This window comes from Chromohalobacter sp. HP20-39 (genome assembly GCF_033052815.1).
Lineage (GTDB): Bacteria > Pseudomonadota > Gammaproteobacteria > Pseudomonadales > Halomonadaceae > Chromohalobacter.
In genome coordinates, this window is sequence record NZ_JAWHTP010000802.1 from 1 (window position 1) to 261 (window position 261).

A 261-nucleotide genomic window follows, 5' to 3' on the forward strand; every position below is an offset into this window, starting at 1 on the left:
GCGCCGGGCCGCCCCGGAGACCGCGGCACGCCTCGCCCTCATCACGTACGCACGCCACGTCTTCACCGATTACGACGACCTCCTGGCCGACGGATACGACCGGGACAGCGCCCGGCACTTCGTCCTCGACGATCTCAACGCCGCGCTGGCCGCCTGGGGGGCCGCGCCGATCCCCGAGGACGAGGCCGGCGAGCCTGAGGCCGATCCGCGCTGAGGCGGTCGCGCGGGACCCCGCCATGCTGTAGGAGACCTGCCCGAGGC

1 protein-coding gene is annotated in these 261 nt (G+C 74.3%); it reads left to right on the forward strand.

All coding sequences use genetic code 11. The annotated features are described in order from the left end of the window. The coding region (locus RVY79_RS20165; RefSeq protein ID WP_317466355.1) for a DUF2293 domain-containing protein at positions 1-214 on the forward strand (214 nt) is incomplete at its 5' end. Between the last annotated feature and the right edge of the window lie 47 nt (positions 215-261).